This window comes from Sphingobacterium thermophilum (assembly GCF_039541675.1).
Classification (GTDB): domain Bacteria; phylum Bacteroidota; class Bacteroidia; order Sphingobacteriales; family Sphingobacteriaceae; genus Sphingobacterium; species Sphingobacterium thermophilum.
In genome coordinates this window covers 159,878-183,939 of record NZ_BAABGR010000006.1, presented here as the reverse complement: position 1 = coordinate 183,939, position 24,062 = coordinate 159,878, and the positions used below count along the sequence as shown (strand labels likewise).

Genomic DNA, 24,062 nt, shown 5'->3' with positions numbered 1-24,062 from the left:
AGGTTAAAAAAGTACAATTTGTAACAACTTTAAAACCAAAAAAGCCACTATCTGTAGTGGCTCTATATCTTCAGTGTCTAATTGTTAATTAGAATGAGAAATTGTCTTTTGCTGCCAACTCATCGGTAGTGTCTTCGTAGGCTGCAGCATCCTCTTGATTTGGTTCGTATCTTTTCTCTACAACTTCTTGATGAGCTTTTATGTAATCTACTACTTCAGACAAGCCTTCGGCGAATTTCTCAAAATCTTCCTTATACAAGAAAATTTTATGCTTTATGAATTGACCATCTTCAAATCGCTTTTTGCTCTCTGTAATAGTCACATAATAATCATTCGATCTGGTAGCCTTTACATCAAAAAAATAAGTACGTTTTCCAGCTCTCACCTTCTTTGAAAATACTTCTTCACGTTCTTTGTTTTCAAAATCTCCCATTAGTCTTGTAAGTATTTAAGTTTAAATCCTATATTTTAATGTCATAAATATATAATATATCTTACGAAAGAACCAAATTTTTTGTGAAAAATAATTATTTTTTATAAACATGGAATTTTATCCCATATTTAAGGCGTAAATTTTCACCGACAAAATAGGCCCATTTACCGAAAAAGCTATTGTAAACGCCTAATTCAATATATTGTTGATGCTTTAACGTCTTAATTTTGAGGTATAAAATTTTTAGTGATGGAAAAGAAAACAAATAAAAGACAAGAAACACCGATCCCACCTAGCAGCAATAAATCGTCGACTACGGTAGGAACTATCATCATTCTGTTTGGTGTGTTTCTATTACTTCGAAATCTGGACTTGGGATTTTTATTCCCTAACTGGTTATTCAGCTTTCCGATGATACTGATCATCATAGGTCTTGTCATTGGTGTGAACTCCAAGTTCCAGAAAAAAAGTGCTATTATTTTGCTTCTTGTAGGTGGGGTATTGCTCATACGGAAAATTTTTGGAGGATTCAATCCTTTCGAGATATTGTTCCCTGCTTTCGCCATAGTCATAGGTATTTATATTATCAACCGCAACCGTAAGGCCCCGGTGATTCCAGAAGTACCTACGCCGGACCCTACATCACCTGCGGATGAGTTTGACTGGGACAGACGTGTGACTGACCTAAATGAAGATATATCCTCTGAGACGTCAGAACCAAAAAGTGAACAGAAGTTCCACACGCATCAACAATTCCAATACGCAGAAAATTATCTGAAAGTGGATTCTATCTTCGGCAATGCCAACAAAATCGTTTTATCAAAAAACTTTTTGGGCGGAACTATTACCAATATCTTTGGCAGCTCGGTTATCAACCTATTACAAGCCGACATCCAGCAACCTGTGGTAATAGATACTTTCCAGCTCTTCGGAAGCATTAAAATTATCGTTCCTCCACATTGGATGGTAACCTCTTCGGTATCTTCGGTAATGGGAGATGTAGATGATAGAAGGGTGATGATAAGCCATCCTTACGATGAATCGAAAAAAGTGTATTTGACAGGAACCTCCATTTTCGGTACGGTAACGATTAAAAATAGCTAAGCGCCATGTCATTTCCACAGATCAAGATTCAGTCCAAAAGCGCATTAATCCTCCTCAGCGTGGGGATTATTTTCGTTTTGTACTTTTTGGTATCCTATTTTTTGTTGTGGTGGGAATTCCGTCCTATGCATGTATCCTGCATAGAGCCGTTGGCCAGCTCCTTGACGATGAGCCTCTGTTGTTATCTCATCTTCAGCTCGATGAAGTACTACAATCCTTCGAAGAGGCAGTTTTTCAAGAGCATACTTTTCTGCCTGGCTCTGACCATCATCAGTTTAGGAATAACCTTATTTATTCTTCATCAGTTTTTTGACAGGCCTTCACTAGCTCATTACTATCAGCGTATTCCTTACAAGTTTATTATCAACTTTTTGGTAATTTCTTGTATATTAATCATAAATATTTTTTGGAACGTTCAGGAGGAAGCTATTGAAAATGATAGAAGAAAGCTGGAAATAGAAAGGTTGGTACGGGATGCAGAGTTGTACAACCTACGACAGCAGCTGCAACCTCACTTTCTATTCAACAGTCTCAACTCTATCATTGCCCTTATCGGCGCTAAGCCCGAGCTGGCCAAGAAGATGACATTCCAGCTGTCGGACTTCCTACGCGGAACTATGCGCAAGGACGATAAGCAGCTTATTCCACTAGCGGATGAAATCAAACATCTAGAGCTTTATCTGGAGATTGAAAAAGTACGTTTCGGCCATCGATTGAAAACGAACTTTGAATACGACGAAGAGGTTTTGCAGACCAAAGTTCCAGCGATGATCATTCAGCCACTTATGGAAAACGCCATTAAACATGGACTTTACAATATCGTAGGAAATGTAGAAATAAACACACGGATATGGCTGGAAAACAACCTCCTTCATATCGAAATAACAAATCCTTACGATACGGATCAATTTTACAACAAGAAAGGTACAGGCTTCGGCTTGTCAAGTATTCAACGTAGATTATTTTTGATATATAGCCGAACCGACTTATTACACATACATAAAACAGAAAATCAATTCACAGCCCAAATAAAAATTCCGCAACATGATTAAAGCAATAATAATAGACGATGAGCCCCTCGCTCGTATGATCATACACGAATACTTACAAAAGCAGGAGGGCATTGAAGTGGTAGCCGAATGTGGCGACGGCTTCGAAGGTGCCAAAGCCATCCAGCAGTTTAAACCGGATTTGGTATTCTTGGATATCCAAATGCCAAAGCTGACAGGTTTCGAAATGCTGGAAATTATCGACGAACTTCCGCATATCATCTTCACCACCGCCTTTGAAGAGTATGCCCTGAAAGCCTTCGAAAAAAACGCGGTAGACTACCTATTGAAACCTATATCCGAAGACCGATTCAACCAAGCTATCCAGAAGTTCTATTCGTTATATAACACACAACAAAAACAGGAAAGCATCAACGCCCTAAAGCAGGACTTGGAAGAAGAAACATTAGAACGCATAGTCGTTAAAAACGGCACGCAGATAAAGCTGATTCCCGTACAGCAGATCATCTTCTTAGAAGCTTATGATGATTATGTAAAGATTCACACCAAAGACGGTATGTATCTGAAAAACAAAACTATGTCATCTTTCGAAAAACAATTGGACCCTAAGCAGTTCGTCCGCGTGCACCGTTCATATATCATCAAGGTCGACCAGCTTTCCAAGATCGAGCCAATGGAAAAGGACAGCTACAAAGCTATTTTGCTGAACGGAGAAAAGGTCAGCATCAGCAAGTCCGGATATGCTAGATTAAAACAAACAATTGGCTTATAGCCAATTGTTTGTTAATTTTGCAGTATGAATCACAGAATATTAGTGCTACTTGTATGTACTTTTCTATCGCTCAAGAACTTACATGCCCAATCTCCTGCCGAAAAGCTTAATCGTGCAGTATTCAATCAAATTGAATATTTTTTCAATATTAATCAACCGGATTCCATCTACAATTTAGCTTCAGAAAGCTTTAAGCAAAATATTGAAAGACAAAGTTTTATAAACTTCTTATCAAATCTTTACACTTACGGAAAAATGTCCGGCGTCACACCGGCTACATTTTCAAACAATACCGCAGGTTATAATGTTCTTATTGGAGATCAAAAATTTTCCATCCATCTTGCGGTAGACTCTACCAAGAAATTCAACTATTTTCTGGTAAAACCTAATCACATTGTCGACCCGCGCATCACGCCTATACAGGCCAAAGTCAATAAGCAGAATAGCCTAGATGAATTTATAGATTCTATTGCTAGGGCATACCTTACTCATCCGAGTACGCAATCGTTGGCCATAGGCGTACTGAACAACGGTCAGGTCAACACTTTCTTCTACGGGCAGCTCGACCCAGCAGAGAAGCTCTCTATTCCGAATGAACATACCCTTTATGAGGTAGGGTCATTGACCAAGCTTTTCACCTCCGTACTTCTTGCTCATCTGGTAGAAGAAGGCTCCCTATCATTGGAAGATTCCATAGCTAAGTTTCTTCCGGATTCGGTGAAAACAAATCCCTTTATCCGTAAGATTACGTTCAAACAGCTGGCCAACCATACCTCGGGTCTTCCTCGCCTTCCGTCAAATCTGGATAAGGTAGCCAAATTTTCAGCAGCTAATCCATACGCTAACTACACACGCAAGGACCTTTTCCACTTTTTGAAAGATTTCAACGGTCAAAATGAACCGGGGGAAAATTACGAATACAGCAACTTAGGTTTCGGCCTCCTAGGAGAACTAATCTCTATAATTACCAACAAGTCTTTTGCACAAAATATCAAAGACCTCATCACCGAACCGTTAGGTATGCACAACACGGTAGAAAAGATCAATCCTAAAAACCAAGTACTGGCCAAACCCCATAATGCAGAAGGCAGACAGGTGCCTGCTTGGGACTTCCTTGCTCTTGCAGGTGCGGGAAGTTTAAAATCATCCGTTCATGACCTGCTACGCTTTGCACAATTTCAGTTTAAGTTGCCGGAAACTACCCTTGAGAAAGCTATGATGCTAACTCGGGAGTTTACCTTCTACCTCCCACCAAACACGGATATAGGTTTGGGCTGGCATATGAATATGCTTGAGGATGTCGTGCAATACTGGCACAACGGAGGTACAGGAGGTAGCTCATCCTTCTTAGGGATTGTGCCCGACAAAAAATCGGCAATAGTGGTCTTGTCCAACAGCGCCATATCCGTAGATGAGATAAGCAGTAAAATATTGGAGAAAATTGCCGTTTCGAAATAAAGCGACCAGCTATAATGCATTTAAACTGTTAAATTCTTATATTTGAGAAAAAATAAAATAACAACGTGAAGAAACGCATTGCTATTTTCGCTTCGGGTTCTGGCTCCAATGCTCAAAAGATCATGGAGCACTTCAAATATTCGTCCGACGCTGAAGTCGCCATAGTGCTAAGCAACAATCCGGAAGCTTACGTACTGCAAAGAGCCGACAATTTTGAAATTCCTACCCATATATTCGATAGACATGAGTTTTATTATACCGATTCTGTGGTAGAGCTGTTGAAACGATTGAATATAGATTTGGTGGTGCTTGCAGGCTTCTTGTGGCTTGTTCCTCAAAACCTGTTGACAGCATTTCCTAACAAAATCATCAACATACATCCTGCTCTTTTACCTAAATTCGGAGGTAAAGGCATGTATGGGGATCACGTACATAAAGCTGTGATGGCAGCAGGCGAAGAAGAACATGGCATAACTATCCATTTCGTAAATGAAAACTTCGACGAAGGGGAAATCATCTATCAAGCCAAATTTAAAATCGAGCCGGGAGACACACTCGAACAGATAAAATTCAAAGGCCAACAGCTGGAACATCAACATTATCCTAAAGTGATAGAAAACCTTCTAAAGAAATACAACCACTAATTAAAAGGAGCATCTCTTTGATGCTCCTTTTTGTTTGGAAAGCTGCAAATAATAGCTTTCCACCCTATGAAATCCACAGTATAATTTTTACCTTTGCAGCTCCAAACAATAGACAATGAATCATCCTGTTAAGATCAAAAATGCGCTAATTTCTGTCTACTATAAAGACAACTTAGCTCCTCTCATTCAATTATTAAATAAGTTCGGAGTAACTTTCTACTCTACAGGCGGTACGGAAGCTTTTATCCGCGACTTAGGCTTCGACGTTCAACGTGTGGAAGATTTGACCGGGTATCCATCCATCTTGGGAGGTCGTGTTAAAACATTACACCCTAACGTTTTCGGAGGTATCCTGTCTCGCCGTCCGTTGGAAGATGACAAAAAGCAACTGGAAAAATACAACATTCCGGAAATCGACTTGGTCATCGTAGATCTTTATCCTTTCGAAGAGACGGTAGCTTCCGGAGCTTCTGAACAAGATATCATTGAAAAAATAGACATCGGCGGTATTTCATTGATTCGTGCGGCTGCCAAAAACTTCAACGACGTAGTAATCATCGCTTCGAAAAATGATTATACTGAAATTGAACAAATCTTAGCAGCACAAGACGGTATGACAACGTTGGAACAACGTCGTGCCTTCGCAAAACGTGCTTTTAACATATCATCACACTACGATACGGCTATCTTCAACTATTTCAACCAAGAAGATCCTATCCAAGTGTTTAAACAGTCAGAACAAAAAGCACAGGTATTACGCTATGGAGAGAACCCTCATCAGAAAGGTGTGTTCTTCGGCGACTTGGATGCTATGTTTGACAAACTTAACGGTAAAGAACTTTCATACAACAATTTGGTAGATGTGGATGCTGCAGTAGCCATCATCGACGAATTTGAAGAGCCTACCTTCGCTATCTTGAAACACACTAACGCTTGCGGGGTAGCTTCACGCAGCACCATAAAACAAGCTTGGATCGATGCGCTGGCATGTGACCCTGTATCTGCTTTCGGTGGTGTATTGATCACCAATGGTGAAGTGGACGGAGAAACGGCAGCAGAGATTAATAAGTTGTTCTTCGAAGTGTTGATCGCTCCTTCTTATTCGGAAGAAGCTTTGACTATCCTTACGGAAAAGAAAAACAGAATCATCCTTCGCCGCAAAGAAGTTAAACTACCTACACAACAGTTCAAAACATTGTTGAACGGTGTAATCCTTCAAGATAAGGACAATACGATAGAAGGTCCTGAACAAATGAAAGCTGTAACAAAAGTCGAACCTACAGCAACACAGCTGCAAGACCTTTTCTTCGCCAATAAAATTGTAAAGCATACAAAATCTAACACCATAGTATTAGCAAAAGACGGTACTTTGTTAGCCTCAGGTGTAGGTCAAACCTCACGTGTGGATGCCTTAAAGCAAGCCATAGAAAAAGCCAAATCCTTCGGATTTGACTTGAACGGTGCCGTAATGGCATCCGATGCTTTCTTCCCATTCCCTGATTGTGTGGAAATAGCAGGAGATAACGGCATTGCAGCTGTATTGCAGCCAGGAGGCTCCATCAAAGACCAATTGTCTATAGACATGGCCAACGAAAAAGGTATGGCTATGGTGATGACAGGTGTACGTCACTTCAAACATTAAAAGAAAAGAGAAAATCTATTCTTTAATAACATAAAAGCCTTGTAACATTGGTTACAAGGCTTTTATATTGAAATTAAACTATATATTATTTTTTCCTTTCATCCCTCTCCCATTCATAGGCCTTGATAAGATTATACATCATCACATTATAAGGGGTAGGTATGCCCAGCTTCTGTCCTTGGCGAATAATTTCTCCTGCAAATATCTCAACCTCTGATTTACGTCCCTGTTCTCTATCCTGCACCATAGACGTCTTGGCCTTCGGATTTATCTTGCGCATCGTTGCAATCATATTATCAATATCCGCTTGCGAGAGGGCTATGCCTTGCGCGTTGGCGACACGAATAACCTCTTCTCCTACTTGCTGTACCAGAAACAGCATATATGGATTATCCTGCAATCCTTCATATCCGGTATGCACCATGAAGGTCAGCTGATTACCCACTACATTAATAAGAAACTTTTGCCATAAAGCCAGCAACATATCCTCCGGTACAACATAGTCTATATGCATCTTATCAAAGAAGGAGCAAACAGCCTTCACCCTATCCGACAGAGATGTATTTCTCGTCTCACCGAATACTACCTTTCCTCGATGACCATAGCTTACCCTATTCTGCACTTTGACAGCATCCATATACACTACACTAGGTAAGGCTACATCTTTTCCCAGCTGGTGATTAATCTTAGCAGCTGTTCCGATACCATTCAATAAGGAAATTATGACGGTATCCTCCTGAACAAACGGTCTTAGTCTCTCAATAGCTAGCTCTAGATCCAACGACTTCACCCCCAAGATAATCAGATCTGCCGGATAATCTTTGTTAGGTTCGGTAACATAATCAAAAGCATAGGGACGGTCGTTGACAAAAATGCCCTCACGCTGGTATCTCTCTTTACGCTCCTCATCCACAATGATGTGAATACATGCAGGATCCACATCATAAATCATGGAAGCGTATTTGGCTCCAATAGCGCCTAAGCCCAACACATATACATGTTGAATTTCTCTCCTCATCACTTAAATAAATTACACTACTTACGCTTGCTGAAAAGTATAAACGCAAGGGTAGCTACCCCTGTTAAAAAAGGATAGTATAGATTGCTTATTATATCAAGAGGTGATAGTGCTGTCTTTCCTGCTGAGCCCAACACCATGGCAGAGGCTGCCAATGCAGCCAATATCTGGGCGCCATAAGGTATTACCCCTTGTACAAAGCACGATACGGTATCCATGATGCTGGCCACCCGTTTCCCCTGCAGTTGGTATTTATCCGATATTTCTTTAGCAAGAGGTCCTACAATGACAATAGTAATCGTATTGTTGGCTAAAGCACAGTTGACAACCGCCGTAAGCACTGCTATGCCCAGCTCCGCACCCTTTTTGGAATTTATATTTTTTAAAACAGAATTTAATAGAAAATCAATACCTCCATTATACTTGATGATACCTACGACACCACCGATAACAAGACAAAGTATACTTAATTCAAACATGCCCGCAAAGCCACTGTTTATGCTTTGAATGCTGCCCAACAGATCTATAGCACCTGTAGACCAACCTATAATTAAGCCGGCTAAAATGCCTATTCCCAAAGTCCAGATAACACTTAATCCCATAAAAGCCAGAAGGAAAACCAACGTGTAAGGGATAAGGTAAATCAACTGATAATCTTTGACATCTATATTCTGAGCTTCCTGCACAAATGCCGCCCCTTGAAAATAGTATAGGATAAAGACTACTAACGCTACTGGAAATACAATCCTGAAATTAGCTCTAAATTTCTCATGCATCTCCACCTTCTGCGTTCTTGTAGCGGCTATTGTGGTGTCCGAAATAAAGGATAAGTTATCCCCAAACATAGCTCCTCCCACCACCGCAGCCAATGTTAAAGCAGCAATGCCAGGAATATAGGTTTCAAAGCCTACAGCCAAAGGTGAGAGAGCAACGATAGTACCTACGGACGTACCCAAAGAAATAGAAACAAAGCAGGAAATTAAAAATATACCGGAAACAATAAACCTAGGAGAGACATACGTCATGGCAAAATTTACTGTAGACTCCAAAGCTCCAATAGACTTTGAAAGCTCACTGAAAGCGCCAGCAAGCAAAAATATCAAAATCATGACCAAGATATTTTCGTCTCCCGACCCTTTTGCAAAACTTTTTAGCTTCTCCTCAAAACTTTTCTTTGGATACTGAAGAAAAGCCACGAAGAGCGCAATAACAAACACTACCAATACCGGAAGAGCATAAAAATCACCCAAATAAAGAGAACCACAGAAGTATAAGATAACAAAAACAAACAATGGCAGTAAAGCCCAAAAATGTCCGGTACGGTCTTGCTGTGTCATATTACGATTTTTCTCTAACAATTATTTTTCTTCTTCCCAGAAGTCTGCATTTTTAATATTTAGCTCTTTAGGATGAAATGTTGGCGATTCAATTCCTTGCTTACGCTGCCTTTCATAGTCTTTCCATACCTTCAGACCTACTCTACTCAACAGTAGGATAGCAATGATATTCACCCAGGCCATAAGACCTACTCCTATATCTCCCAAATCCCAAGCCTGCTTTGCAGTCTTGATAGTACCGAAATATACCGAGAAAAGGAACACAATACGTAAAACCCAAATCATCGGCTTATAGTTCTTGCCTTTAAAAATATAAGCTATGTTGGTTTCAGCAAAATAGTAATATGCCATGATAGTCGTAAAAGCAAAAAAGAATAAAGCTATAGCGACAAACTGATTTCCAAATGACGGAAAATAGGATGATACAGCAGCCTGCGTAAAGCCGTCGGCACCTATATCTGTGGAAATATGCTTCGCAATATATGTCACTTCTCCCGTTTCACTTACACCTCCCAACACATTATATTGATCACTAAACAAGATCATAAAAGCTGTTGCCGAACAAACAAACAGCGTATCTACATATACCGAGAAGGCTTGCACCAATCCCTGTTGAGCGGGGTGCTTCACATGTGCCGCCGCAGCAGCATGCGGTCCTGTACCTTGTCCCGCCTCGTTAGAATAAATACCTCGCTTCACTCCCCACGATATCGCCGTACCAATGATACCTCCAAAAGTGGCATCCAAACTAAATGCCGAAGAGAATATCAACTTGAATACGTCGGGAATATGATTAAAATTCAAAACAATGATAATCAATGCCATCAGAATGTACGCTCCAGCCATAAAAGGGACTATCAGCTCCGAGGCTTGCGCTAACCTCTTCACCCCTCCTATGATGATGACCCCTAACAAGATAATGACGATAAGCCCTACCCAGCTTACGGTCATATCCGTCCCCCCTAGGGAAATTACCTGATTAGAATAGTTAAAAGCATTGGAAATGGTGCCGTTGATCGCATTACTCTGAACCCCCGGAAGCAGAAATCCTGTACTAATAACAGTAATAAGCGCAAAAAGCAAAGCATACCACTTCACGCCAAGTCCTTTCTCTATATAGTAGGCCGGACCTCCCCGGAAGATATCGCCCTCTTTTTGTTTATAAACTTGCGCTAAGGCAGATTCTATAAATGCTGAGGACGCCCCCAAGAAAGCAATAGCCCACATCCAAAACACCGATCCAGGACCTCCCATATAAATCGCTGTCGCTACACCTACGATATTTCCGGTACCTACACGTCCCGAAATGGCCAGTGCAAAGGCCTGAAAGGAAGATATTCCTTGATTGGATTCATTTTTGGTGAATAACAATTTCACCATGTCTTTTATATATCTAATCTGTAGAAATCCGGTTCTGATAGAAAAGTAAAGTCCCACACTAAGACAGAAATAAATAAAAAAATCACTCCATACGTAACCGGAAATCGTCGATATAGCTTGCTCCATTATTCTTTAATGCTTTATAATTTACGTTAATAAAAAGGTTATTAATTTACTAGCTAAAGTAATAAATTCTTAAAAAGAAAAGACTCCTAATTTTCATTTGGAGTCTTTCGTATGCATAATTTTTACAATATTGCCTGACGCAACTTTGTCAATTTCGTTAGCAATCCTTCCAATAAATCCAAGTGAAGCATGTTTGCTCCGTCAGACTTGGCATTTGCAGGATCAGGATGTGTCTCTATAAAGAGTCCGTCTGCTCCCACCGCTATCGCCGCCTTGGCAATCGTTTCGATGAGTTCTGGCTTACCTCCTGTCACCCCTGAAGATTGATTAGGCTGCTGTAAGGAGTGTGTACAGTCCATCACTGTAGGCACACCAAATGAACGCATAGTAGGGATTCCTCTGAAATCCACAATCAAATCCTGATAGCCAAAGCTATTTCCTCGGTCTGTGAGAATAACCTTATCGTTGCCGGAATCTTTAACTTTTTCTACTGCAAATTTCATAGAGTCCGCAGAAAGGAACTGCCCCTTCTTGATATTCACCACCTTACCTGTACGGGCTGCCGCTACGAGAAGCTCTGTCTGACGGCATAGGAAAGCAGGTATTTGCAACACATCCACATAGGCAGCAGCCATAGCGGCCTCGTGGCTTTCGTGAATATCGGTTACCGTAGGAATACCGAACTCTTTGCCCACCTTCTCAAGGATTTTAAGAGCTTTCTCATCACCAATTCCAGTAAAAGAATCTACTCGTGAACGGTTGGCTTTACGATACGAACCCTTGAAAATATAAGGTATATTAAGCTTATCGGTAATTGTTACTATCTTCTCCGCTATACGTAATGCAATCTCCTCACCTTCAATCGCACAAGGACCAGCCATGAGAAAAAACTGATCCGAATTTCCGTTTTTAATGTTCGGCAAATATGTGTTTATCATCTGTTTATTAGTTTCCAAACTCTGAAATAAATTTAATACGCATCAATTGAATATCTTCATAGGTATAATCTTCTTCACCCAGTTCCTGCAGAGCCTTATCGATGGAGTCGTCCTCCGCCTCACGGAAATAATCATATACCTCATCTTGACGGACCTTATCAATCATCTCATCAATAAAATAATTGATGTTAAGCTTCGTTCCGGAATTGACGATAGATTCAACTTCTTTCAACAACTCTTCGTAGCTTATGCCCTTCGCATGAGCGATGTCATCTAGCGCGATCTTGCGGTCAATATTTTGGATAATGCTCACTTTCAAGGCTGATTTATTGGCCGTGCCTTTTACTACGAAGTCCTGCGCTCTCTCGATGTTGTTCTCTTCCACATACTTTTTGATAAGCTCAAGGAAAGGAGCACCAAACTTCAACGCTTTGCCTGCACCTACGCCGTGAATACGTTTGAGCTCTTCCATGGTAATCGGATAGTGGATACACATCTCGTCCAAGGAAGGGTCTTGGAAAATGACAAATGGTGGTAAAGATTTCTGCTTGGCCACCTTTTTGCGCAAATCTTTCAGCATCTTCAGCAGGTTAACATCCAAGGTACCACTACCTTGTGATGGTTCATCGCCATCCTCCTCATCACCTGCCTCCATCTCTCTGTTCAAGATATACTTGATATTGTAAGGATTCTCGAGATACTTGCGCCCCTCATCGGTAAGCATCAAAAGACCGTAATGATCTATATCTTTCTTCACGAAGTCCGACAGTTCGGCTTGGAGAATCAGCGAATTCCAATAGTTATATCCTTTATCCTTTCCTGAACCGAAGAATTTATGTTCATCGTGCTTATAGGCTGAAATCGGTTGGTTATTCTGGCCCATAAACACATTCATGATATGCTGGTCATCAAATTTATCTCCCTCTTCCTTAATAAAAGTTAGAAGTTTGATAAGATCTTCCTGCGCATCGAAATAGGTTTTGGAAGAGCGACAGTTGTCACACATGTTGTTACATCCTGTCTCATCGAATTTTTCTCCGAAATAATGTAGAATCTGTTTACGACGACACACGGAGGATTCAGAGTAGTCCACCACCTCTTTAAGGATTTGTGTTCCAATCTCTCTTTCCGACACCGGCTTGTCTTTCATAAATTTGAGTAGCTTATCCACATCTTTCTTCGAATAGAAAGCGAGACAATGCCCTTCTCCACCGTCGCGTCCTGCACGTCCTGTTTCCTGATAATAGCCTTCCATCGATTTTGGGATATCGTGGTGGATGACATAACGCACATCCGGCTTGTCTATTCCCATACCGAAGGCTATGGTTGCCACTATCACTTGGACATCTTCCATCAAGAATTTGTCTTGCGTTTCCGCACGGGTTTTGGCATCCAGGCCGGCATGATATGGTAAAGCTTTGATACCATTTATGTTGAGAATCTCTGCTATTTCTTCTACTTTTTTACGGCTTAGGCAGTAGATGATTCCCGTCTTTCCGGGATTATTTTTGATAAACTTTACAATCTCTTTGACAACGTTTTTCTTAGGTCTTACCTCGTAGTAGAGGTTGGAGCGGTTGAAGGAAGACTTGAACAGTGTAGCGTCCGTCATCTGCAGGTTTTTACGTATGTCGGACTGCACCTTAGGGGTTGCTGTAGCCGTCAGTGCGATGATAGGAATATTGTCTCCCACCTCATTGATGATAGTACGTATCTTACGGTATTCAGGCCTGAAGTCATGCCCCCACTCCGAAATACAGTGGGCCTCGTCCACCGCGACAAAGGAAATATTTACCGTCTGCAAAAATGCCACATTGTCTTCCTTGGTCAGCGACTCCGGCGCCACATAGAGCAACTTAGTCTTTCCGGACGACACATCGGCCTTCACTTTGGTGATCTCTCCCTTGGTAAGGGAAGAGTTTAGAAAATGTGCTATGCTTTCCCTTCCTCCAAAAGCCCTTAGCTGGTCCACCTGATTTTTCATCAAAGCGATAAGAGGCGATATCACTATCGCTGTCCCCTCACTCATCAAAGCAGGTAACTGATAGCAAATGGATTTGCCTCCTCCGGTAGGCATGATGACGAAAGTATCTTTTTTGTTTAGTATGTTGGTAATAATGGCTTCTTGGTCTCCCTTAAATGTGTCAAATCCGAAGAACTCTTGAAGGTTGTCGTACAAAGATTTTTCTATTTCCATCAGCGCAGTTACAAAAATATAAGTAGACTATTGCTCCTCTAAAAATTAAATACTCTATTTTTGTCTAAAAATAAGAATAAAAATAAGGAGATTTTCCGTGAAAAACAATTCAGAAATTAAAAAAGAGGCCATAGATGTGCTGCTCTTGGAAGCTAAAGCACTAGAAGACATGACGAAAAGAATTACAGACGATTTCGCTGAAGTTGTCAACACCATATTAAATCTGAAAGGTCGTGTTATTGTTTCAGGAATAGGAAAAAGCGCCATCATAGCCCAGAAGATTGTAGCTACCTTAAATTCTACCGGAACGCCAGCAATTTTCATGCATGCCGCCGATGCCATTCATGGGGATTTGGGGATCATCCAAGAAGATGACCTGATTATCGTCATCTCCAAAAGCGGAAACACTCCGGAAATAAAGGTGCTGATTCCATTCCTCAAGCAAACAAAAAACAAGCTTGTCGCCATCGTAGGAAATCTAAATTCCTTCTTGGCGCAACAAGCTGACTTTATCTTGGACACCACAGTAGAACGTGAAGCCTGCCCTAACAATCTAGCTCCTACTACGAGCACTACAGCACAGCTGGCCATGGGTGATGCACTAGCCGTATGTCTCCAGACTCTTCGCCACTTTACAGACCGCGACTTCGCCAAATATCATCCCGGAGGGGCATTAGGCAAGCAGCTTTACCTGAAAGTTAAAGACGTACTATCAATCAATGGCAAGCCGGAAGTGCCTAGCAACGCCTCTATACGCGATGTCATCATCTCCATTACCAAATTTAGGCTGGGTGCTACCGTAGTGACCGACAATAACCAGATAGTAGGAATCATTACCGATGGAGATATACGCCGTATGCTGGAAAACCATCAGGACACCTCCATATTGTCTGCCAAAGACATCATGTCCCAAAACCCAAAGAACATCGAACAGGATGAACTGGCTATCAACGCTTTCCACAAAATGAAAGAAAACAGCATCTCGCAGCTGATCGTCCTTGACCAAGGAGAATACGTCGGAATCGTACACCTACAAGATCTCTTGAAGGAAGGCATAATTTAATATTGGAATATGAATATATTCAATGTAAAATTATTGTGGTTTTTAAATTGTTTGCTATTTTTAGACGTAACTTTGGCAATATAATTGCAAAAAGTAGTCAAACAGAAACATCTTTTACAAAGGAAGAACTATGAAAAAATTAGTATATACTGCTGCCACCATCATTTCGTTTATCGCCCTCACTTCCATGACTTTATTGCAGATGGGAGAATTTAAGTTCGAAAGCGAGTCACATGATTTTGGCACCATTCCATTCAACAAGCCTGCATCCCATGAGTTTGTGTTCACCAACGTAGGAAAAGCTCCTATTATCATTTCGGAGGTAGCCCCTTCCTGTGGCTGTTCGGTAGCAGACTATTCCAAATCGCCGGTAAAACCGGGAGAATCGGGTAAAATAAAAGTTACTTACAATGCAGCGGCGAAAGGACCTTTCACCAAGTCTTTCGTGGTGAAGTCCAACACCAAAACCCCGGTTAAGACCCTTACCATCAAAGGTAATGTAGAATAATATTAACGACTATAAAATTTATGATAGCCGTATCAAAATGATTTGATACGGCTATTTTTTAACCTATATTTGTAGCCAGAAAATAATATTGAATACTATGCCAAAGATTTCTCAGAAAGGCATTAACATGCCTGCTTCACCTATTCGTAAACTTACTCCTTTTGCTGACCAAGCTAAAAAAGAAGGGAAAAAAATATATCATCTAAATATCGGTCAACCTGACATCGAGACTCCTGAAGTAATGCTTAACGCTTTGAAAAATATAGACTTCAAAGTATGGGCTTATACTCCTTCGGAAGGTACCGCTTCTTATCGTCAGAAGTTGGCGCAATACTATAACAAATTAAACTATAACATACAACCTACAGATATTTTGGTGACCAACGGAGGTTCGGAGGCTATCACCATAGCCATGCAGGCTTGTCTTAACCCGGGAGAAGAAGTGATCATCCCAGAGCCTTTCTACGCCAACTACAATGGCTTTGCCTGCTCGGCAGATGTAGTCGTAAAACCTATCATGTCCTACATCGACAACGGCTTCGCCTTACCTCCTATCGCAGAATTTGAAAAGCTGATCACCGAAAAGACCAAAGCTATCGCTATCTGTAATCCTAATAACCCTACAGGATACCTTTACTCGCGTGAGGAGCTAGAAGCACTGAAAGGGCTGTGTCTGAAATATGACCTGTACTTATTCTCCGATGAAGCTTACCGTGAATTTTGCTATGATGGCCGCGAGTTCGTCTCTCCAATGCACTTGGAAGGCTTGGAAGACCATGTGGTAGTATTTGACACCGTATCGAAAAGATACTCTGCTTGTGGTGCACGTATAGGCTGTCTTATCACCAAAAACAAAGAACTTTATCTTACAGCGCTGAAGTTCGCTCAAGCCCGTCTCTCTCCATCTCTTGAAGGGCAGATAGCATCGGAAGCTGCTATTGACACTCCTGATTCCTATTTCGAAGCGGTATCCAAAGAATATACAGCAAGACGTGACACGCTTGTCCAAGGTCTTAACGCCATCGAAGGCGTTTACTGCCCTAATCCAGGAGGTGCCTTCTATGTGGTAGCCAAATTGCCTATTGACAACGCAGACAAATTCTGTCAATGGATGTTAGAGAGGTTCTCTTACGAAAACGAAACAGTAATGATGGCCCCTGCAACAGGATTTTATAGCACACCAGGAGCAGGACAAAATGAAGTACGCCTTGCTTATGTCTTGAAGCAGGAAGACCTTAAAAAAGCATTGGTATGCTTAGAAAAAGGTTTGGCCGCTTATCCGGGCAGAACATTATAAAATCAAAAGTCAAAATATTCTAATAAAAAGAGGCTTATACGTAAAAATTGTATAAACCTCTTTTTTATTTTTATATAACTATTGTACACTATATATGAAAAGAACAATCTTTACCCTATTTGCTCTGTTGCTTGTAGCAACCTGCTTTGCTCAGTCTAGCGCTGCCAACGACTTTACCCAGACCGTGAGAAACAATGGAATAGGATTAGGTTCCGCCATAGCCGTTGTGGCCTCTTGGGACCGTAACAAGTCCATATTATGGGCCATAATACACGGTATTTTAGGATGGTTATACGTTATTTATTACGCCATCACAAGACCATAAGAGTGGAAGATATAACAAGACAATTGCTTTCACTTCATAAAAATCCTGCGTATCTTTGTTAGTAATGAATGTAGAAAATTTATTGGAAAGAGCATTAAACTTCGAATTCCTCACCAAGGAAGAAGGGGTTTTCCTATATCACAATGCTCCCACAGCGGATTTAGCATATGTAGCTAATGATCTGCGTAAAATTCAGGTACCGCACGGCAAAGTAACTTGGCAGATCGACAGAAATGTCAATACCACCAATGTGTGTATTGCCAACTGCAAATTCTGCAACTTTTTCCGCCGTCCGGGACACCAAGAGAGTTACATCACCGACATAGAAACGTACAAAAGGAAGATCGAGGAAACATTTAAATACGGAGGAGATCAGCTCTTGCTACAAGGGGGGCATCACCCGGATTTGGGACTAAACTTCTACACTACCCTGTTCAAGCAGCTTAAAGAGCTGTATCCCACCCTTAAGCTACACGCCTTAGGCCCTCCGGAAGTGGCACATATCGCCAAGCTGGAAGGCATGTCACATATAGACGTACTGACAGCCCTCAAAGAGGCAGGAATGGACTCGCTACCGGGTGCCGGCGCAGAAATTCTTAATGACCGTGTGCGCCGCCTCATTTCCAAAGGTAAGTGTGGAGGTCAGGAATGGCTAGACATCATGCGCGCTGCACATCAGATTAACCTTCCTACCTCGGCGACAATGATGTTCGGACATATAGAAACTATTGAAGAACGCTTCGAACATCTAGTGTGGATCCGGGAAGTCCAAAGTGAAAAGCCGGAAGGACATTATGGCTTTATCGCATTCATCCCTTGGCCTTTCCAAGACGACGGCACCTTGTTGAAACGCCTGCGTGGCATATCTAACAATGTTACCGGCGACGAATATATACGTATGATAGCGTTAAGCCGCATCATGCTGCCAAATATCAAAAATATACAGGCCTCTTGGCTGACCGTAGGTAAATCCGTCGCGCAACTATGTTTACACAGCGGTGCAAATGATTTCGGCTCCATCATGATAGAAGAAAATGTTGTCTCCGCCGCAGGAGCACCTCACCGCTTCACCTCGCTCTCCATTCAGGAAGCCATCCGTGAGGCCGGTTTTGAGCCACAGCTGCGCACACAGACTTACGAGTTTAGAGAACTGCCTGAATCCATGGTCGAACAAGTAATTGACTACTAAGTGAAAGATATCTTACTCAACATAGAAGCAATAATTTTTGCTGCTGAAGACGGTGTTTCGGCAAACGAAATAAAACATATTCTTCAGGATGCCTTACTCATCACCATCAATAAGGAGGAAGTTATGTCCTTTATAGATAAGATACAGGCAAAATACGAGCAGGAAGATTATGTTTTCAGCTTGAAGATGATTAACAACAAATATCAGTTTCTTACCAAAGAGACCTTTCATGACGTTCTCAATCAGCTGCAAGCCAATAGGGATAAGAAAAAACTTAGTCAGGCCGGCTTAGAAACCTTGGCAATCATCGCTTACCGCCAACCGATAACAAAGCTGGAAGTGGAACAAATACGTGGGGTAAACTGCGATTATTCTATACAACGTCTGCTGGAAAAAGATCTAATAAAAATCGTTGGAAAAGCAGACACTATAGGAAAACCACTGCTCTATGCCACCAGCGACACATTTATGAACCACTTCGGCATCAACTCGGTCAAAGATTTACCGCAGCTTAAAGATATCGTCAGCGAGGAAAATAGCATAGGAGAAATCATAGAATAATTTTTGACTTTTTGATATAAATTTAAAAAAATAAAACACTGTAAATCAGCACTATATTTTTTAAAAAAAATTTTAAGTTTAATATTTGTTATATAATTTTACAGTATAATAATCAATTGAAAGTAATATTGCTATGATGAACGAAACTATCGAAAAGTTAGAATTGGATGAGCATTTAATCAATTTTAACGGTCCAGACGATGATGATGATGATGACTTCGATGATGACGGCTTTGATATCGACATCGACTCAATTGGCAGCTTTGACGACTTTGATGAAGATGACGATTTTTAAAGAGTCTTTAGTCTAACATAAATAAGTCTACCTTAAAGAAAAAATAAGGGCAATTTCTTCTGAAATTGCCCTTAAAAAATTTTATTCAAATTCTTTTATGATTTTTTGTGAAGCTGTTCGTACAAATCAATAACCTTTTTTTGCAACTCAATAACTTCAGCTTCTCTTGCTTGCAATCTTTGTTGTAACTCGTTGATTTCTGCAAATTTCTCTTTTTCTTCATTTGCATCGGAAGTGGATAGTAATTCCACTAACGATAAGTTAAACAACTTTGCAATTTGATTTAATCTCGACAAATTTACATCTGTAATTCCTGTCTCGATTTTTGAAAATGCTGGAATGGAAATGTCCAATCGCTTTGCGACATCTTCTTGACTCCACCCTTTCTGGTGTCTTAATAATCTAATTTTTTTCCCTAAAGTATTCATTTGGTAAATGTTTTTATTATTTAGCGCGCAAGTTAAAAAAAAATTATTAAATAATAAAGTCATTTATTCAGACTTTTTGTCCCTTCGAGACAAAAATTTGTCCGCAAACGTTAAAACATTTGCACCAGCATAATTATTGGAGGTCATAAAAAGGGAGTTAACCCCTTGAGAATCAAAACTCTCTAAAAAATCTTTAAGCTCTGTAATATCTAAGAATATGTCTAGTTTTGGATGCTGAAAAGTATCCTTAATCTTTGCAACAATTTCGTTAAGGATAATATTTTTTTCTTTGATGCTATTTTTATTTACAAAAACTACAGCATAATCTGCCTCATTCATCGAGCGACAATATAAGGAAAGCTTGTCTCCTTCAAATACATCGTAAGGATTTAACTCGATAACAGTCAACAACTTTTGCAAAGGAAACTGCTCCTTCACAGCATGAATACTTGAGCGAAGCTTGGCGGGGGTATGAGCAAAATCCTGATACACTACCGACCCTCCCTCACTCTTAACAAACTCTAAATAACGAATAGAGCTTTTGAAATCTTTTATTGCTTCATAAAAGTCAGTGCGGCGGATTCCCAGCCACTCACATACCGTATATGCTCCTGCTATATTCGACAGGTTCTGTCGTCCTATGACAAGAAGAGGAATGTCTTGGCCATCATTATGAAGATATGTCACGCCTTTATTTATCGTATAGGCGGGAAGCTTATAGCCATGACGGTTTATCTTAAGCTCTTTGGTTTCATTCACCACCTTCACCACATTGGCATCTTCTTTATTATATACCAACGTTCCTTTCGGCACTATAGTATATATAAAATCTCTAAACTGCCTATAATAATCTTCCTCTGAGATTTCCATGTTAAAAGAATCCCAGGAAATATTACTTAATAAAGCTATGTTAGGGTGATAATAATGGAATTTGGAATGGGCGTCGATGGAAGAAGCATAATATTCATCGCCTTCGATAAGGATGATGCGTGCTGTGGAAGTCAGGCGAATCAGGGACTCAAAACCTTCGATTTTAGCGCCAATGACGTAATCGAAATCCTTTTCCATTTTTTTCAGCACATGCATGATCATACTGGTAATGGTAGTCTTCCCAAAAGTCCCGGCGATGACCACACGAATCTTTTCTTTGGATTGCTCGTAGATAAATTCCGGAAAAGAATAAATCTTGATATTGAGTTCCTGTGCTTTCAGCAACTCGGGATTGTCTGCTGCGGCATGTTTTCCAAGGATGATAGCGTCTATATCTTCTGTAATTTTATCGGCATTCCACCCTATCTCTTCAGGATAAAGACCTGCTTCGATAAGCTTGGATTTCGATGGCTCGACGATCTGGTCGTCCGACCCGGTCACCTGATGTCCCAACTTAGCCAAACTTATAGCCAAATTGTGCATCACACTACCACCTATTGCTATAAAATGTACACGCATAGCAAGAGATTATTGTTTAATAAACTTCGCCGCACACCAGTTGTCCAGCACTTTATGGCTTTCATAGGCTAAGGCATGCTCTTCACAACATTGCTTCAAGATTGGCAAGTCCTCTTCGACATAAAAGCCGGAAATATAGAGCTCTCCGCCTTTCTTGAGGTCAGCAGCATAGGTTGCCATCTGGTCCAACAAAATATTTCTGTTGATATTCGCCAGGATAGTATCAAACGCCATACCGGCAATAGCTTCTTTGGACCCCAAACGGGATTCTATATTCGAAATATTGTTTAACTCACAGTTTTCTTTGACACTGTCTATGCATACAGAATCGTAGTCTACCGCAAGGACGGATGAAGCTCCTTTTTGAGAAGCCAAAATAGCCAAAATCCCCGTACCACAGCCCATATCCAACACTTTCTTGCCTTCAAAATCATTTTCCAAAATATAAGAAAGCATCATAGATGTCGTCTGGTGATGTCCTGTACCAAACGACATCTTAGGATCAATGACTATTTCATAAGTATACTCCGGTTTTGCTTCGTGGAAGGTAGCTCGGACATAGCAACAGTCGTCCACTACTATAGGATTGAAGTTGCTTTCCCATAGAGCGTTCCAGTTTTGCTCTTCGACATCCTGGATTTCATAATCCAGATGATAGCCATCTACCTCTCTTAAGAGCAGGGTTTCCAATGCCTGAACGTCAAAGTTAGCACTGGGAACATAGGCTGAAAATCCTTTTTCCGAATCCTCAAAAGAATCAAAACCTATCTCTCCCAGCTCAGCGATCAACAAATCCTTCTGCCAATCTTGAATATCCGAACTCACAAAGTGAACCGCAGTATATTTCATGATATATTATTATGCATTAAAAACTTTAACAATTTCCAAGAAATCTCTGGATTTCAAAGAAGCTCCTCCGATTAAACCTCCGTCAATATCTTGTTGAGCAAACAAAGTAGCGGCGTTGGAAGGGTTACAGCTACCCCCATATAGTATTGTAGTACTCTCAGCCGTCTCTGCGTCATATTTGTCTGCGATAGCCTGACGGATGAAAGCGTGCACTTCTTGCGCTTGCTCAGGACTTGCCGTGAGACCTGTTCCTATAGCCCACACCGGTTCATACGCCAACACTATATTTGCGAAGGCTTCCTTACTTAAGTGGAACACTCCTCTGTCCAATTGGTTTTTGATAATGTCGAAGAATTTTCCGGACTCACGCTCTTCTTTGGTCTCGCCGATACAGAAAATAGGTTTTAAATCATATTTTAATGCTGCATTAACTTTTTCTGCCAACAGCTCATCTGTCTCACCGAAATAAGCTCTACGCTCCGAGTGGCCAAGGATAGTATATTCTGCACCTACCGACTTCACCTGTGATGCCGAGATCTCTCCCGTATAAGCGCCGGACTCCGCCTGGTGAATATTTTGAGAGCCGATTTTCACGTTGGAAGCATCTTGCGACAACTTTGCCACTGAGGAGAGATGAATGAACGGTGTACAAACAATTACTTCTTGGTTACCACGAACTTCATCTTTAACCATATTCACCACCTCCGAAAAAAGGCTTAACCCTTCTTCGTAAGTTTTGTTCATTTTCCAGTTTCCTGCTACGATTTTTTTACGCATCTTCTTTTGTATTTAGATTGATTAATAATTTCTTAAATATTCAGTCTTTTCGTAGACAGCACTAAGGATAGCCTTATCTTCCTTCGTCAACATCTCTCCTTTCATCGAGCTTTTCCGTTCGAGCATGTCCATAAACTTTTCCAAGATATAACTTGTCGTCCTATGTTCAGACATCCAAGTAAAGTCTGGTACAAATTTGGGAATAAAATTCGATATTGCAACCTGCACTCCCACGCCCAAGACTGTGCCGGTAGTGATCTTAGACTGGATAGCCAACATGCTGTGATCACCAATAAAGACTCCGCACTTCTTCAGTCCCGTATTCCTAAAGTCATGGGCTGCATACGAATAAATCTTTATCTCGCCCCAATTGTTCTGCAGATTGGAATTTGTTGTGCCTGCTCCCAAGTTACAACCTTCACCCAACACGGCACAGCCCAGATAGCCATAATGCCCTTTGGCGCTGTTGCCCCAGATGACGGTATTGTTGAGCTCGCCACAAACCGTAGAATGATCTCCCACAGTCACATTTGGATAGAGTATTGTTCCTGACTTGACACGCACATTATTACCAATCACACAAGGACCATGGATCACACACCCCGGCTCAATCACCGCATTATCTTCTATGATTATCGGACCTTGGAGAGCATTCAGATAAGTTCCTTTGGCTATAGCGGCAGATGAAGAGATATAAAGCTTTTCCCCTTCCACTACATAATCATGGCTTTGCAACTTATTCAACCTATCCATATAAAACAGGGAAGCGTCAAAGGAAATTTGTGCGCCATTGGTAACAAATATATCTTCTAATTCCTGCAGGACAATAGTTTTTTGCTCGTAAAGGACGATATCGTAGTTGAGGTCAGTAATACATTGCTCAAGGTCTTCGGCAGCCTGGTTGGTAGTCAACAAAGCAATCCATTGCCCTTCAGCACCTATAAGGCGTTGTCCTACCTGCAACGTTTTAAGCTTTTCCAACAGAGAAACTTCCGGTAAGATATGGGCATTGACAAGTAGAACAAGATCTTGGGTAGGTGTATACGGATACTTACCTGCCAGATGGTCCTCGGTAAGGTAAGAAACGTCCGTATGGAAGAGCTTGGCCCACTTATCGTTGAGTGTGTAAGCTCCTACTCTAAGGTTTCCAACAGGCCGTGTTGCCACCAAAGGCAACAGTTTATTCCTTTCAGAAGACCTGTCATACAATACAATGGAGAAACTCATTGTCCTAAAATACAAAAATCCCGATAAAGCTATCG

The 24,062-nt window shown here is 41.0% G+C and carries 24 protein-coding genes; 13 read left to right on the top strand and 11 right to left on the bottom strand.

The genetic code is table 11. The features are described from left to right. Positions 1-88: 88 nt before the first annotated feature. Positions 89-433, bottom strand: a complete 345-nt coding sequence (locus ABD873_RS02910) for a DUF3276 family protein (protein ID WP_345064405.1) — start codon at positions 431-433, stop codon at positions 89-91. 249 nt (positions 434-682) lie between these two features. On the opposite strand from ABD873_RS02910, the gene ABD873_RS02905 reads away from it, so the two are divergent. The 6 genes from ABD873_RS02905 (at position 683) to purH (ending at position 7,063) form a co-directional block, all read left to right on the top strand. After that, entirely contained in the window at positions 683-1,537 is an 855-nt protein-coding gene (locus tag ABD873_RS02905; RefSeq protein WP_345064402.1) for a LiaF transmembrane domain-containing protein, read from the top strand. A 5-nt stretch (positions 1,538-1,542) separates the two neighbouring features. Continuing rightward, a complete protein-coding gene (locus ABD873_RS02900) occupies positions 1,543-2,589 on the top strand; it encodes a sensor histidine kinase (protein WP_345064399.1) in 1,047 nt (348 codons plus the stop codon). Continuing rightward, on the top strand, positions 2,582-3,319 hold the full coding sequence (locus ABD873_RS02895; protein ID WP_345064396.1) for a LytR/AlgR family response regulator transcription factor: 738 nt from the start codon (positions 2,582-2,584) through the stop codon (positions 3,317-3,319). Before ABD873_RS02900 ends, ABD873_RS02895 begins: the two co-directional genes overlap by 8 nt. Before the next feature lie 24 nt (positions 3,320-3,343). Beyond that, entirely contained in the window at positions 3,344-4,777 is a 1,434-nt protein-coding gene (locus tag ABD873_RS02890) for a serine hydrolase domain-containing protein (protein WP_345064393.1), read from the top strand. A gap of 65 nt (positions 4,778-4,842) precedes the next feature. Then, on the top strand, positions 4,843-5,421 hold the full coding sequence (purN, locus tag ABD873_RS02885; RefSeq protein WP_039053215.1) for a phosphoribosylglycinamide formyltransferase: 579 nt from the start codon (positions 4,843-4,845) through the stop codon (positions 5,419-5,421). Between the two features lie 115 nt (positions 5,422-5,536). Beyond that, on the top strand, positions 5,537-7,063 hold the full coding sequence (gene purH / locus ABD873_RS02880) for a bifunctional phosphoribosylaminoimidazolecarboxamide formyltransferase/IMP cyclohydrolase (protein ID WP_345064389.1): 1,527 nt from the start codon (positions 5,537-5,539) through the stop codon (positions 7,061-7,063). A gap of 85 nt (positions 7,064-7,148) precedes the next feature. Here purH and ABD873_RS02875 read toward each other — a convergent pair whose 3' ends face one another. The 5 genes from ABD873_RS02875 to recQ form a co-directional block, all read right to left on the bottom strand. Next, positions 7,149-8,081 (bottom strand): ketopantoate reductase family protein, encoded by a 933-nt coding sequence (locus ABD873_RS02875; RefSeq protein ID WP_345064386.1) that lies wholly within the window; start codon positions 8,079-8,081, stop codon positions 7,149-7,151. A gap of 17 nt (positions 8,082-8,098) precedes the next feature. Next, positions 8,099-9,418 (bottom strand): Na+/H+ antiporter NhaC family protein, encoded by a 1,320-nt coding sequence (locus tag ABD873_RS02870; protein WP_345064382.1) that lies wholly within the window; start codon positions 9,416-9,418, stop codon positions 8,099-8,101. 21 nt (positions 9,419-9,439) lie between these two features. Further along, on the bottom strand, positions 9,440-10,924 hold the full coding sequence (locus ABD873_RS02865) for an alanine/glycine:cation symporter family protein (protein ID WP_345064379.1): 1,485 nt from the start codon (positions 10,922-10,924) through the stop codon (positions 9,440-9,442). 122 nt (positions 10,925-11,046) lie between these two features. Then, positions 11,047-11,862 carry a 3-deoxy-8-phosphooctulonate synthase gene (gene kdsA, locus ABD873_RS02860; RefSeq protein WP_345064377.1) on the bottom strand — a complete coding sequence of 272 codons (816 nt, stop codon included), beginning with the start codon at positions 11,860-11,862 and terminating at the stop codon, positions 11,047-11,049. A 7-nt stretch (positions 11,863-11,869) separates the two neighbouring features. Then, on the bottom strand, positions 11,870-14,059 hold the full coding sequence (gene recQ / locus ABD873_RS02855) for a DNA helicase RecQ (RefSeq protein ID WP_345064374.1): 2,190 nt from the start codon (positions 14,057-14,059) through the stop codon (positions 11,870-11,872). Positions 14,060-14,156: 97 nt separating this feature from the next. Here recQ and ABD873_RS02850 point away from each other — a divergent pair, with 97 nt between their 5' ends. The 7 genes from ABD873_RS02850 to ABD873_RS02820 all read left to right on the top strand — a co-directional run bounded on the left by ABD873_RS02850 (position 14,157) and on the right by ABD873_RS02820 (position 19,297). Next, positions 14,157-15,122, top strand: a complete 966-nt coding sequence (locus ABD873_RS02850) for a KpsF/GutQ family sugar-phosphate isomerase (RefSeq protein WP_345064371.1) — start codon at positions 14,157-14,159, stop codon at positions 15,120-15,122. Between the two features lie 130 nt (positions 15,123-15,252). Beyond that, the gene (locus ABD873_RS02845; RefSeq protein ID WP_039054502.1) at positions 15,253-15,630 is read left to right on the top strand and encodes a DUF1573 domain-containing protein; all 378 of its coding nucleotides are present in this window, start codon (positions 15,253-15,255) and stop codon (positions 15,628-15,630) included. Between the two features lie 97 nt (positions 15,631-15,727). Continuing rightward, positions 15,728-16,927, top strand: a complete 1,200-nt coding sequence (locus ABD873_RS02840) for a pyridoxal phosphate-dependent aminotransferase (RefSeq protein WP_345064367.1) — start codon at positions 15,728-15,730, stop codon at positions 16,925-16,927. A gap of 94 nt (positions 16,928-17,021) precedes the next feature. Next, positions 17,022-17,252, top strand: a complete 231-nt coding sequence (locus ABD873_RS02835) for a hypothetical protein (protein ID WP_039054204.1) — start codon at positions 17,022-17,024, stop codon at positions 17,250-17,252. A 64-nt stretch (positions 17,253-17,316) separates the two neighbouring features. Beyond that, positions 17,317-18,441, top strand: coding sequence for a cyclic dehypoxanthinyl futalosine synthase (mqnC, locus tag ABD873_RS02830; RefSeq protein ID WP_345064363.1), 1,125 nt, complete (start codon positions 17,317-17,319; stop codon positions 18,439-18,441). After that, the gene (scpB, locus tag ABD873_RS02825) at positions 18,442-19,002 is read left to right on the top strand and encodes an SMC-Scp complex subunit ScpB (protein ID WP_345064360.1); all 561 of its coding nucleotides are present in this window, start codon (positions 18,442-18,444) and stop codon (positions 19,000-19,002) included. Positions 19,003-19,135: 133 nt separating this feature from the next. After that, positions 19,136-19,297: a hypothetical protein gene (locus ABD873_RS02820; protein ID WP_197053677.1), complete on the top strand. Its 162-nt coding sequence runs from the start codon at positions 19,136-19,138 to the stop codon at positions 19,295-19,297. Between the two features lie 95 nt (positions 19,298-19,392). Here the strand turns inward: ABD873_RS02820 and ABD873_RS02815 are convergent, their stop codons facing one another. The 5 genes from ABD873_RS02815 to ABD873_RS02795 form a co-directional block, all read right to left on the bottom strand. Then, positions 19,393-19,725, bottom strand: coding sequence for a helix-turn-helix domain-containing protein (locus ABD873_RS02815; protein WP_345065273.1), 333 nt, complete (start codon positions 19,723-19,725; stop codon positions 19,393-19,395). 63 nt (positions 19,726-19,788) lie between these two features. Continuing rightward, positions 19,789-21,174, bottom strand: a complete 1,386-nt coding sequence (locus ABD873_RS02810; protein ID WP_345064354.1) for a Mur ligase family protein — start codon at positions 21,172-21,174, stop codon at positions 19,789-19,791. A 9-nt stretch (positions 21,175-21,183) separates the two neighbouring features. Beyond that, entirely contained in the window at positions 21,184-22,023 is an 840-nt protein-coding gene (gene prmA, locus ABD873_RS02805) for a 50S ribosomal protein L11 methyltransferase (protein WP_039054424.1), read from the bottom strand. A 9-nt stretch (positions 22,024-22,032) separates the two neighbouring features. Then, a complete protein-coding gene (gene tpiA / locus ABD873_RS02800; protein WP_345064348.1) occupies positions 22,033-22,800 on the bottom strand; it encodes a triose-phosphate isomerase in 768 nt (255 codons plus the stop codon). A 21-nt stretch (positions 22,801-22,821) separates the two neighbouring features. Then, on the bottom strand, positions 22,822-24,027 hold the full coding sequence (locus ABD873_RS02795; RefSeq protein ID WP_345064345.1) for a putative sugar nucleotidyl transferase: 1,206 nt from the start codon (positions 24,025-24,027) through the stop codon (positions 22,822-22,824). Positions 24,028-24,062 lie beyond the last annotated feature (35 nt).

Excerpts from the sequence above, each read along its gene's own strand:
- ABD873_RS02910 (WP_345064405.1), bottom strand. The coding sequence starts at position 433 with ATGGGAGATTTTGAAAACAAAGAACGTGAAGAAGTATTTTCAAAGAAG.
- ABD873_RS02905 (WP_345064402.1), top strand. The coding sequence starts at position 683 with ATGGAAAAGAAAACAAATAAAAGACAAGAAACACCGATCCCACCTAGC.
- ABD873_RS02900 (WP_345064399.1), top strand. The coding sequence starts at position 1,543 with ATGTCATTTCCACAGATCAAGATTCAGTCCAAAAGCGCATTAATCCTC.
- ABD873_RS02895 (WP_345064396.1), top strand. The coding sequence starts at position 2,582 with ATGATTAAAGCAATAATAATAGACGATGAGCCCCTCGCTCGTATGATC.
- ABD873_RS02890 (WP_345064393.1), top strand. The coding sequence starts at position 3,344 with ATGAATCACAGAATATTAGTGCTACTTGTATGTACTTTTCTATCGCTC.
- purH (WP_345064389.1), top strand. The coding sequence starts at position 5,537 with ATGAATCATCCTGTTAAGATCAAAAATGCGCTAATTTCTGTCTACTAT.
- ABD873_RS02875 (WP_345064386.1), bottom strand. The coding sequence starts at position 8,081 with ATGAGGAGAGAAATTCAACATGTATATGTGTTGGGCTTAGGCGCTATT.
- ABD873_RS02870 (WP_345064382.1), bottom strand. The coding sequence starts at position 9,418 with ATGACACAGCAAGACCGTACCGGACATTTTTGGGCTTTACTGCCATTG.
- ABD873_RS02865 (WP_345064379.1), bottom strand. The coding sequence starts at position 10,924 with ATGGAGCAAGCTATATCGACGATTTCCGGTTACGTATGGAGTGATTTT.
- kdsA (WP_345064377.1), bottom strand. The coding sequence starts at position 11,862 with ATGATAAACACATATTTGCCGAACATTAAAAACGGAAATTCGGATCAG.
- recQ (WP_345064374.1), bottom strand. The coding sequence starts at position 14,059 with ATGGAAATAGAAAAATCTTTGTACGACAACCTTCAAGAGTTCTTCGGA.
- ABD873_RS02845 (WP_039054502.1), top strand. The coding sequence starts at position 15,253 with ATGAAAAAATTAGTATATACTGCTGCCACCATCATTTCGTTTATCGCC.
- ABD873_RS02840 (WP_345064367.1), top strand. The coding sequence starts at position 15,728 with ATGCCAAAGATTTCTCAGAAAGGCATTAACATGCCTGCTTCACCTATT.
- ABD873_RS02835 (WP_039054204.1), top strand. The coding sequence starts at position 17,022 with ATGAAAAGAACAATCTTTACCCTATTTGCTCTGTTGCTTGTAGCAACC.
- mqnC (WP_345064363.1), top strand. The coding sequence starts at position 17,317 with ATGAATGTAGAAAATTTATTGGAAAGAGCATTAAACTTCGAATTCCTC.
- ABD873_RS02820 (WP_197053677.1), top strand. The coding sequence starts at position 19,136 with ATGATGAACGAAACTATCGAAAAGTTAGAATTGGATGAGCATTTAATC.
- ABD873_RS02815 (WP_345065273.1), bottom strand. The coding sequence starts at position 19,725 with ATGAATACTTTAGGGAAAAAAATTAGATTATTAAGACACCAGAAAGGG.
- ABD873_RS02810 (WP_345064354.1), bottom strand. The coding sequence starts at position 21,174 with ATGCGTGTACATTTTATAGCAATAGGTGGTAGTGTGATGCACAATTTG.
- prmA (WP_039054424.1), bottom strand. The coding sequence starts at position 22,023 with ATGAAATATACTGCGGTTCACTTTGTGAGTTCGGATATTCAAGATTGG.
- tpiA (WP_345064348.1), bottom strand. The coding sequence starts at position 22,800 with ATGCGTAAAAAAATCGTAGCAGGAAACTGGAAAATGAACAAAACTTAC.
- ABD873_RS02795 (WP_345064345.1), bottom strand. The coding sequence starts at position 24,027 with ATGAGTTTCTCCATTGTATTGTATGACAGGTCTTCTGAAAGGAATAAA.